Origin of the sequence: Pyxidicoccus fallax, from assembly GCF_012933655.1 — a bacterium.
GTDB classification, from domain to species: domain Bacteria; phylum Myxococcota; class Myxococcia; order Myxococcales; family Myxococcaceae; genus Myxococcus; species Myxococcus fallax.
In genome coordinates, this window is record NZ_JABBJJ010000048.1 from 41,326 (window position 1) to 51,719 (window position 10,394).

General features: G+C 69.8%; 7 protein-coding genes. All 7 read right to left on the reverse strand.

Features of this window, described 5'->3' with window-relative positions; all coding sequences use genetic code 11:
- Positions 1-42 precede the first annotated feature (42 nt).
- Positions 43-657 carry a PH domain-containing protein gene (locus HG543_RS13290; protein WP_169345107.1) on the reverse strand — a complete coding sequence of 205 codons (615 nt, stop codon included), beginning with the start codon at positions 655-657 and terminating at the stop codon, positions 43-45.
- A 90-nt stretch (positions 658-747) separates the two neighbouring features.
- Positions 748-1,803, reverse strand: coding sequence for a pectin acetylesterase-family hydrolase (locus HG543_RS13295; protein WP_169345108.1), 1,056 nt, complete (start codon positions 1,801-1,803; stop codon positions 748-750).
- A gap of 107 nt (positions 1,804-1,910) precedes the next feature.
- The gene (locus tag HG543_RS13300) at positions 1,911-3,428 is read right to left on the reverse strand and encodes a class I adenylate-forming enzyme family protein (protein WP_169345109.1); all 1,518 of its coding nucleotides are present in this window, start codon (positions 3,426-3,428) and stop codon (positions 1,911-1,913) included.
- Positions 3,428-5,104: an isovaleryl-CoA dehydrogenase gene (locus HG543_RS13305; protein WP_169345110.1), complete on the reverse strand. Its 1,677-nt coding sequence runs from the start codon at positions 5,102-5,104 to the stop codon at positions 3,428-3,430. Before HG543_RS13305 ends, HG543_RS13300 begins: the two co-directional genes overlap by 1 nt.
- Positions 5,105-5,321: 217 nt before the next feature.
- A complete protein-coding gene (locus HG543_RS13310) occupies positions 5,322-7,316 on the reverse strand; it encodes a CBM96 family carbohydrate-binding protein (protein ID WP_169345111.1) in 1,995 nt (664 codons plus the stop codon).
- A gap of 359 nt (positions 7,317-7,675) precedes the next feature.
- Positions 7,676-8,314: a DUF1801 domain-containing protein gene (locus HG543_RS13315; RefSeq protein ID WP_169345112.1), complete on the reverse strand. Its 639-nt coding sequence runs from the start codon at positions 8,312-8,314 to the stop codon at positions 7,676-7,678.
- A gap of 114 nt (positions 8,315-8,428) precedes the next feature.
- On the reverse strand, positions 8,429-10,394 hold a 1,966-nt coding region (locus HG543_RS13320; protein ID WP_169345113.1), incomplete at its 5' end, for a CBM96 family carbohydrate-binding protein.

The following is a 10,394-nucleotide window of genomic DNA, read 5'->3' on the forward strand; positions in this document are numbered from 1 at the left end:
CGCCGCGGGGGAGCCGAAGCGACAGCTCCCCCGCCAGACGGCTCAGTTCTTGATGTACCGCTCGAACACGGCGCCGAAGTCCTTCACGTGGTACTTCTGCTGGGCCCCGGCGAGCCAGGCGAAGGCGGCCTGGTTCAGCTCCTTGAAGGCCTCCACCGTGGGCGTGCCACCCGCCTGGCCGCGGCCGAGCGTGGACGACGCCACCTCCAGGCTGGCCTTGGCGTGGCCGAGCGCGATCTCGTTCTCGATCATCATCTCCGAGATGCGGAACAGCGCCTTGTAGAGGTCCTTCACCTGCTCCAGCTGCTTCTTGTGCACGTCGATGGAGAAGTCCTTCGAGCCCAGGCGGAACTTGATTTCGACGTCCATGTCCATGTTGCCGGCCGTCTCCAGCATCACCCCCGAGATGGGGTGGGAGCTGTAGTTGTAGCGGCGCAGCATGCGCTTCTTGCTGGCGGCGCTGGTGCCGTCCAGGTGGATGAGCGCCTTGTTGGTGAAGCAGTACTCGTCGGACTTGGACTTGATGAGGAAGAAGATCTTCTCCTGGTCCTCGTGCATCACGTAGTCGTCGGAGTCCACCTTGTCGTAGTCCGACGGCGCGATGACGGAGCCGATGTCACTGAGGCCGAGCGCATCGGCGGCGAGCTTCCCGAACATTCCATTCCTCCTGGCGGGCGCGGGGCCCGCGGTGTGTGGCGACGCGGACCCCCACTTAAGCGCACCCCCGGGAGGACGAAAATGCCTCCGCTACGGTTCCAGCACGTTGTTCCAGGTCGGGTTGCCGTCCACCCAGCCAGAGAGCCAGTCATCCAGCGCCACGCCGGTGGTGCTGGTGATGTCGTTGAACGTGCCCAGGAACGTGTGGTTCGCCCCATTCTTCACGTAGTACCGGGCGTTGGCGTTCCCGTCGTAGGCCGTCGTGAGCAGCTGCCGCGTCAGCGTCTCGTAGGTGGCCGCGGGGTAGGCGAAGAAGGTCCGGAGCACCACGTCCTGGTCCCAGGCGAGGAGGGCGAAGCGCGATTCCGGATAGGTGTCCGCCAGGTACGCGGGGTAGCGCGTGAAGTCCGTCTCGCAGCCGGTGCACGCGGCCGGAACCGACACGCCCCAGTTGTTGAACCACGTGGTGACGAGGTTGCCATTGGGGTTGATCATCTGCCCCGAGTCCGCCAGCACGTGCACCTCGGCCTGGGGGAACGCGGCGGCGACGCGCTCGTAGTGGAGCTGCGCCCCGAAGGCGCCCGCGCTGCTGCCGCCCAGGAACACGCGCTTCACGTTCGGGAAGGTCGACACCAGCCGCGGCAGCCAGGCGTCCACGTTGCTCGCGCCCTTGTGGTGCACCTGCCGCGAGCCGTACGTCTGCACGGCGGTGCCCGCGTGCACGTCACCCGTGCAGTACGGGACGAAGACATAGGACATGTCCCGGAAGGGGTTCTCCGCCTGGGTCCGGGAGAAGAAGGGGGCGCCGCGGGTGGTCTCCGACTGGAACTGCGTCGCCTGATAGCCCGTGGCGAGGTTGGTCGCGGTGCGCGCGACGAAGCACGTCTGCTCGTCCCAGCAGGCGCCGCCGCCCTGCATGTAGATGAAGAGGTCGTCGCTGTCCTTCGTGGGGTTGACGCCAATGCCGGTCGGCTGGCCGTTGCCACAGGCCGAGCCAGTGACGTCGACCCAGGACCAGGTCTCGGCGGGAAGCTCGGTGTCGGGCCCTCCTCCTCCCGGAGGCGTGCCTTCGTCGTCGTCATCACCGCACGCCGACAACCAGAAGGGAACCGAGGCCAGGAAGAGCAGCATCAGGGGCTTGCGCATGGTGACGGCAGTGTCACCAGGGGCGCCCACCCCGGCAACGGCCGTTGCCCCGTGGAGCAACGGGCCGTGGACTTCCGCACGCTCGGCGGCGCCGAGGGTCGGCTCGCCTACGCCCGCGCCGCGTACTTCTTCCGCAGCTCGACCTTGATGACCTTGCCGGAGGGCGTGCGCGGCAGGGACTCCACCACGTGGTAGATGCGCGGCGACTTGTACCGCGCCAGCCGGGACTCGCAGTGCGCCTGGAAGCTGGCCTCGTCGAAGGTGGCCCCCTTCTTCAGCACGAGGATGGCGGCCACCGTCTCGCCCCAGTCCTTGTGGGGGATTCCGATGACGGCCGACTCGGCCAGGTCCGGGTGGCTGGCGAGCGCGTCCTCGACCTCCTTCGAGTACACGTTCTCACCGCCGGTGATGATCATGTCCTTGATGCGGTCGACGATGAACAGGTAGCCGTCCTCGTCGATGCGGGCCACGTCCCCCGTGCGGTACCAGCCGTCATGGAACGCCGCGGCCGTCGCCTCCGGGTCACGGTAGTAACCCAGCATCATCGACTGACACCGCATCCAGATTTCGCCCACCTCGCCCGGCTTCGCCTCGGTGGTGGGGTCGCGCATCACCTTCACGTCGCAGCCGCTGACGCCGTACCGGCCGATGGAGCCCGCCTTGGCCACCTGTTCCTCGGGTCGCAGCAGCGTGCCCGTGGGGCCCGTCTCCGTCATGCCGAAAATCTGGAAGAAGCGCTCGGTGCGGTAGCGCTTCGCCAGCAGGCGCGAGGTGTCCGCGTCGATGGGGCCGCCGCCGTACAGCCACGTGCGCACGCTCGTCAGGTCGTAGCGCTCGAAGTCCGGCACGGTCCGCAGCGGCAGGAGGAAGGCCACCGGCGCGCCGAAGAACAGCGTGCACCGCTCGCGCTGAATCGTCTCCAGCATCTCGAGCGGGTGGTACTCCGGCATCATCACCACCGTGGCGCCCACGTAGAGGCTGCCCAGCAGCAGGTTGTTGAGCGGGAAGCTGTGCCACACCGGCATGGCCAGCAGCACGCGGTCGGTGGAGTCCAGGCCGTAGGCCAGGCTGCTGGCCATGCCCGCGAAGAGGACGTTGGCGTGCGAGTGCAGGCAGCCCTTGGGCAGGCCCGTCGTACCCGACGTGTAGAGAATCTCCGCCACGTCGCCGGAGGACGCCACGCGCGGCAGGGGCGCTGGAGCGTCGCCGCCGAACAGCGTCACCCCGTCGAGGGTGTCGTCGCCCCCGAGCAGCAGCACGCGGCTCGTCTCGCGGGTGCTGGCGGGCACACTGGCGGCGAGGTCCGCGTCCGCCAGCACGATGCGGCTCTCGCTGTGGCCCACGATGAAGGCCAGCTCCGGCGGGGCCAGCTTGTGGTTGAGGGGCACCGTCACCCCTCCGAGCCGCAGCGTCGCCAGGAAGCCCACCGCCCAGGAGATGGAGTTGCGGCCGAAGACGGCGACCTTGTCGCCCGGCTTCACGCCCTGGGCCCGCAGGTGGTGGGCGAAGCGGGTGACGGCCGCGTCCAGCTCGGCGAATGTCACCCGGCGGTTCGCGGTGACGAGCGCTTCCTTCGCGCCGTACTTCCGAGCGGCCACCGTGAGCACCTCATCGAGGCTCCACATCACTGCACCCCCTCGGCGAAGGCGCGCTCGATGAGCGCCTGCATGGGAGCGTGGGCGGGCAGGGTGCCGTACGTCTGCCCGTGGGCGCCGCCCAGGCGCGACTCGCAGAAGGCGTCCGACACCAGGGTGTTGCCCGCGCGGATGAGGAGGGACGCCTGGAGCGCAAGGGCCAGCCCCTCGACGATGAAGCGCGAGCGCGTCTCCAGCGCGTCCGTGTTGGCCAGTTCCTTGTGCAGGCGCGCCGTCGCCGCGTCGAACGCCGGGTGTCCGCCCTGCGCCGTGAGCAGCTCCGCGAAGAGGGCCTCGCGGCTGGCCGGCTCGCGCGAGGCGGCGCGCAGCACGTCCAGGCACTGGATGTTGCCGCTGCCCTCCCAGATGGAGTTGAGCGGGGCCTGCCGGTACAGGCGGGCGAGGTTGGCTTCCTCCACGTAGCCCACGCCGCCCAGGCACTCCTGCGCCTCGTTGATGAAGACGGGCGTGCGCTTGCATACCCAGTACTTGCCCACCGCGGTGGCGATGCGGCCGAAGGCGGCCTCCTTCGCGTCGCGCTTGCTGGCGTCCACCGCCCGGGACACGCGCGCGGTGAGCGCCACGTGCGCCTCCAGCTCCAGCGCCAGGTCCGCGAGCACGTTGCGCATCAGCGGCTGGTCGATGATGCGCTTGCCGAAGGCGGTGCGGTTGCGCGTGAAGTGGATGGCCTGCACCAGCGCCTGCCGCATCTGCCCGCTGGAGCCAATCATGCAGTCCTGCCGCGTCATGGCGACCATCTCGAGGATGGTGGGCACGCCGCGGCCCTCCTCGCCCACCATCCACGCGAAGGCGCCCTCCAGCTCCACCTCGGAGGAGGCGTTGCTCCAGTCGCCCAGCTTGTCCTTGAGCCGCTGGATTCGGATGGCGTTCAGCGCGCCATCCGGCGTGAAGCGCGGCATCAGGAAGCACGACAGCCCGCCCTCGGCCTGCGCGAGCACGAGGAACGCGTCGCTCATGGGCGCGGAGAAGAACCACTTGTGGCCCACCAGCCCGTACGGCTGGCCGGGACCGCGCGCGCTGCCCAGCCGCTGCGCCTTCGTGGTGTTGGTGCGCACGTCCGAGCCGCCCTGCTTCTCCGTCATGCCCATGCCCACGGTGACGCCGGCCTTCTGCGACGCGGGGATGAAGCGGCCGTCATACGTGGTGGACGTCACGCGCGGCACCCACTCGCGCGCCAGCTCCGGCTGGTGGCGCAGCGCGGGCACGCACGCGTACGTCATGGTGAGCGGACAGCTGGTGCCCTGGTCCGCCTGGTTGTGCAGGTAGAAGAGCGCCATGCGCGCCACGTGGGCGCCGGGCTTGTCCTCGTTGCGCCAGGCGAAGCCGGGCACGCCGTGCGAGACGCCCAGCTCCATCAGCCGGTGGTAGGCGGGGTGGAACTCCACCTCGTCGCGGCGGTGGCCATAGCGGTCGAACGGCTTGAACTTCGGCCGGTTCTCGTTGGCCAGCACCGCCAGCTGCTGCATCTCCCCGGACACCACGGGGCCGTACTTCGCCAGCTCGGCCTCGGCCCAGCCGCCGCCCTCGCGGGTCACCGCCTCGCGGAGCACGGTGTCCGTCTTCCAGGCGTCGTAGACGAGCGGCGGGGGCTGGTTGGTGACTTCGTGGGTGACGAAGCCAGCGGCGATGGCGTTGTGTTCGGTCATGATGTCGGTCCTCCCGCGGGCCCGGGGCCCACACCCCTGGCTTACCGTGAACGGAAGGACCAGACCACCGGCGCGGCGTGGGTCGGTTCCGACGGGCGAGCAACCGCTTCGGAACCTTTCACACACGCTCGAAACGCCGGGGCCCGGCGCCCTGGGAGCGGGGGGCGGAGAGGCCCTCGCCCGGACGCCGGGCCCCTGGGTGGGGCGCGGGGACGGACTACGGGGCGAACTTCAGGAACAGCAGCTCGGACTCCAGGTCGGGCGTGGTGTACGGCGTACCGTCCACGGTGATGGGGTGCATGAACTCACCGCCCACCACCGTGCCCCCGTCGGGCGACGCCGCCAGGACCCTCAGGGTGATGTTCGGGTCCAGCAGGCGGGACCAGCGGTGCGCGCCGGAGCCGGAGAAGCGCGCCACCGCGTAGGCGCTCTGCATCGGATGACCCAACACGCCGCCCCCCAGGTCCACCCGGCCATAGGCGGTCATCATGAAGGTGATGTTGCCGGCCGGGTCCGCGGTGAGGTGGTCGATGGCGTCATAATGGGGGGTGCCCAGCCCCTTCGCCCAGAGGTCGCTGCCCGCCGACGTCAGCACGCCGACCAGGCCGTCCGCGGGGGACCAGCTCGTGTTGGGCGTGCTGGTGAGCGTGGTGCCCGCGAAGTCGAAGGAGCCCGAGAAGGCGCCGGAGAAGGCCACGTTGCCGCCGGGCAGGAGCGCGAGCGAGCTCACTTGCCCGCGCGCGCCGTTGAGCGCGCGGGACCAGAGCAGCGCGCCTTCCGGGCTGTAGGCGGCGACGAACGGCGTCGAGTCACGGGTGGCGCCCAGCCGACCGGTGCCCACCTGGCCACCGACGATGATGCGCCCTTGCGCGTCGGTCACCACGTCCTCGCCCATGGAGGAGTCGCTCCAGGGGTTGCTGTTGCCCGCGGGGACCACCAGCGACCACTGGTGCTCGCCCTCCCAGGAGAACTTCGCGAGGAACATGCCGTCCTGGGTGGGCGTCTCCGCGGACTGGAGCTCCTCGCCGCCCAGGTTCAGCCAGCCGGTGAAGTGGCCGGTGATGATGGCGCTGCCGTTGGCATCGGTGGCCACCGCGGCCGCGTACTCCCGGATGCGGCTCCCCTCGCCGGACGCGTTGAAGCCGTGGGCCCACACGGGGGCGCCCGTGGGAGAGAACTTGGCGACGAAGAACCCATGGTCGTAGCTGCTGACAACGGGCAGGGGGCCCGCGCCGAAGTCGACCTCACCCTTGTAGGTGCCCACCATGAGGATGTTCCCCAGCGGGGTGACGGTCAGGTCGCTGGCGATGACCTCGCTGTCCGGGTCGGGCTGGACGTAGACCCGCGACCACTGGTGCGTCCCATCCGGGGCGTACTTCACCAGGGCGAACCCGTAGGGCGTGGCGAAGGTCGGTCCGCCGAAGTTGCCCTTGTGGAAGAAGTTCGTGGCGACGACGGAGTTGCCCTGCGAGTCCATGGCCATGGCGCGCACGTGCTGGTCGTTCTCGCCGCCGCGCGCCTGGCTCCAGCTGACATCACCTCCGGTGCCCCGGCGCTCGCAGAAGGTGCCGGCCACGGTGACGATGACTCGCGGCGCGCGGGAGGCGGAGTCCGCGGAGTAGATGTCCACGCCATCGCCACTCGTGGGAATCAAGGCGAAGTCGTAGGTGCCCGCGCCCGTGATGGCCGCGGTGATGTCGTACTCGACCATGCTGTTGCTGGCGACGGCGCCCAGGTCTCCCAGGGCGCTGCCCACCCGCGCGGGGCGGGTGTTCCACGTCAGGGTGTCCGCGATCCAGCTCCCGCTGGTGCGGTAGATGGCCGGCCCGTTGGAGCTGCCGTCCTTGAGCTCCAGCTGCAGCCGCGCGCGTGTGACGGTGACGTCCTGGAGCAGGTGGGGGGCGATTTGGAAGCGCAGGTACGCCTCCTGCTGCGGCGACCCGTCCACCACCAGGAGGTCGTCAAGCGGATGCGAGGCATCCGGCATGGCCGCCTCCACGTGGGCGTCCTCCTGGAGGTTCACCTGGAGGTCCATGTACCGCGTCACCGGCTGGCACGAATCCAGACTGGCTTCCTGCTTCGCCGCTTCCCCCGCCTGGGGCTGTCCCCCCGCTGCCGTCTCCTCCGCTCCGCCGCAGTGGGTCAGCAACATCAGCCCCGCCGTCGCGCCCACCACCCTGCCCGCCTGCTGCCACACCTTCCACCCCGACATGTGCTGCTCCTCGCCCGTTGCTACTGCATTCATGGTGCAGTAGTCACCCGGCCGCCGCTCTGGCCCCGAGCTGTTGCGCCTCGGCCGGTGACGGGCCTCACCCGATACAAACGCCGTACCAACGCCTCGGTCGGTGGTTCATGTTTCAGGAGAGGCACGGCACGCGGGCACCGTTCCAGGAAGCGTGCGCGAATTCAGGGCTTGGCGGACGGAGCGCGGGGGGAGGGCGCTGTCTGCCATTGCGAAACAACAGTTACAACGGAGCGGGAGGTCCTCGCCAGTCGACGATATTCGTCCGAGCCCATGACGTGTGGGTGGTGCCATGGGCCTTCCGTGGCCGAGGTCTTCCTCTGCGAGGGCTACTTTCTGCCCAACGTCTTGCGCGCCGTCGGCTGCCTCGCCGGAGCCTTCCTCGCCTGGGTCTTCCCGGCGGCCGGCTTCCTCGCCGGAGCCTTCTTGCTCGACGGCGCCTTGCTGGCCGCCCGCTTCCTCGCCGGAGCCTTCTTCGTCGCGGGGGCCGCCTTCCGCGGCGCGGCCTTCTTCGTGGCGCTCCGGGTGCTCGAGGCGCCCTTCACGCGCTCATAGTGGGCAATGTATTCGTCGACGCTCACCTTGGAGACGGCCTCGCCGATGAGCTCCACGGGCAGCGCGTCCAGCGACTTGAAGCGCACGCACGACTTGCCCATGTCGAGCTTCTTCCCCGCCGCCGCGTAGGCCTTCTGGAACCAGGTGGCCAGCTTCGGGTCACCGTAGACGGTCATCAGGTACACGCTCATGTACTGCTTCTGCGAGGCGAGCGCCGCGAGCATCAGCGGCTGACCGTTGTACGTGTCCGGGAAGCGGGCGAGCGGGATGCAGTAGCCAATCATCCCGAAGTGAATCCCTTCCTCGTATCCCTCCGGGAGGTTCTTCAGGATTTCGCTCCGCACCGCCTCCAGGGCCTGGCGGCGGTCCGCGGGAAGCGAGGCGAGGTACTGGGCGACGGTGGTGGCGGGCATGGGGCCGCAGCATGCCATGAACGCTCGCGCTCGAAGCGAAAGGGCCCGGCGCCCCGGGGCCGGAGCCGAGGGGCTCCTCTCCGGACGCCGGGCCTGGATGCATCGTGCCGCGCGCTACGGGCCGAACTTCAGGAACAGCAATTCCTGCTCCGCGTCGGGCGCGTAGAACAGCGAGTTGTCCACGGTGACGAAGCGCTCGTACAGGCCCCCCACCACCGTCCCGCCTTCGGGCGAGGTCCCCAGCGTCACGGTGGTGAGCGCCGGGTCCAGCACGCGGGACCAGCGGTGCGCGCCGGAGGTGGTGTAGCGCGCCAGGGCGGTGGTGCCCTGTGTCGGATGTCCCAGCACGCCGCCCCCCAGGTCCACCTGGCCGTAGGTGAACAGCAGGAAGGAGAGGTTGCCGGCCGGGTCCGCGGCGAGGCGGTTGATGACGTCATGGCTGGAGTTGCCCAGCGCCTTCACCCAGGTGTCGCCGCCCGCTGACGACAGCACCCCGAGCAGGCCGTCCATGCCGGGATCGCCCGAGGGGAGGGGGGTGCTGGTGAGCGTGGTGCCCGCGAAGCTGAAGGAGCCCAAGAATACGCCCCCGAAGGCCACGTTGCCGCTGGGCAGGAGCGCGAGCGACTGCACGTGTCCCTGCGCGTCGTTGAGCGCACGGGACCAGAGCAGCGCGCCCTCGGGGCCGTAGGCGGCGACGAAGGGCGTCGTACCGTGGGTGGCACCCAGGCGACCGCTGCCCGCCATCCCACCGACGAAGATGCGCCCTTCCGCGTTGGTCACCAGGTCCCGGCCCTCGGTGCTGTCACTCCAGGGGTTGCTGGTACCCGCGGGGACCGCCAGCGACCACAGGTGCTCGCCTTCCCAGGAGAACTTCGCGAGGAACATGCCGGACTGGGAGAGGGTCTCCCCGGATTGGAGCTCCTCACCGCCCAGGTTCAGCCCGCCGATGAAGCCGCCGGTGACGATGAGACTGCCGTTGGCGTCGGTGGCCACCGCGGCCGCCGAGGCGAAGATGGAGTCCACCTCTCCAGAGGGCGCGAAGCCGTGGGTCCACACCGGGGTGCCGTTGGGCGAGAACTTGGCGATGAAGAGGCCCCACGTGCCGTCGATGTAGGGCAGGGGACCCGTGCCGAGGTCGGGTGCGCCCTGGTAAGAGCCCACCATGAGGATGTTCCCCAGCGGGGTGAGGGTCAGGTCGCGGACTTCAATCAGGCTGTCGAGGTTGGACTCGACGTAGACCCGCGACCACAGGTGCGTCCCCGTCGAGTCGTACTTCACCAGGCCGAGGCCGTACGGCGAGGTGAAGGTCTGCCCTCCGTAGTTGCCGCTGTGGAAGTGGGAGACGGCGGCGACGAAGCCGCCCTGCGGGTCCATGGCCATGGCGCGCAGGGACTGCTCTCCCACGCCGCCGCGCCCCCAGCCCCAGGTGAGGTTGCCGCCCGTGCCCCGGCGCTCGCAGGCGGTCCGGGCCACGGTGAGGACGAGGTGCGGGTCGGCGGTGAAATGCTCCAGGGAGGAGAAGTCCACGCCGTTGCCGCCCGTGGGCACCAGCGCGAAGTCGTAGGTGCCCGCGCCCGTGATGGCCGCGGTCAGGTCGTACTCGACCGTGCTGTTGCTGGCGACGGCGCCCAGGTCTCCCAGGGCGCTGCCCACCCGCGCGGGGCGGGTGTTCCATGTCAGGGTGCTCGAGTCCCAGCTCCCGCTGGTGCGGTAGATGGCCGGTCCGTCGGTGCTGCCGTCCGTGGCGAACAGCCGCAGCCGCGCCCGCGTGAGCGTGACGTCCTGGAGGAGGTAGGGCTCGATTCCGAAGCGCAGGTACGCCTCCATCCGCGGCGACCCATCCACGAGCAGCAGGGTCTCACTTCCATGCGTGGCATTCGGCTGCGCCTCCGCCACGTAGGTGTCCTCCCGGACCTTCACCGTGATGTCCGTGTACCGCGTCACCGGCTGGCACGCGTCCAGCCCGGCTTCCTGCTTCGACGTGTCCTCCACCGGAGACGTCTCGCGTGCCGCTGTCTCCTCCGCTCCGCCGCAGTGGGTCAGCAACATCAGCCCCGCCGCCGCGCCCGCCACCCTGCCC

Excerpts from the sequence above, each read along its gene's own strand:
- HG543_RS13290 (WP_169345107.1), bottom strand. The coding sequence starts at position 657 with ATGTTCGGGAAGCTCGCCGCCGATGCGCTCGGCCTCAGTGACATCGGC.
- HG543_RS13295 (WP_169345108.1), bottom strand. The coding sequence starts at position 1,803 with ATGCGCAAGCCCCTGATGCTGCTCTTCCTGGCCTCGGTTCCCTTCTGG.
- HG543_RS13300 (WP_169345109.1), bottom strand. The coding sequence starts at position 3,428 with ATGTGGAGCCTCGATGAGGTGCTCACGGTGGCCGCTCGGAAGTACGGC.
- HG543_RS13305 (WP_169345110.1), bottom strand. The coding sequence starts at position 5,104 with ATGACCGAACACAACGCCATCGCCGCTGGCTTCGTCACCCACGAAGTC.
- HG543_RS13310 (WP_169345111.1), bottom strand. The coding sequence starts at position 7,316 with ATGTCGGGGTGGAAGGTGTGGCAGCAGGCGGGCAGGGTGGTGGGCGCG.
- HG543_RS13315 (WP_169345112.1), bottom strand. The coding sequence starts at position 8,314 with ATGCCCGCCACCACCGTCGCCCAGTACCTCGCCTCGCTTCCCGCGGAC.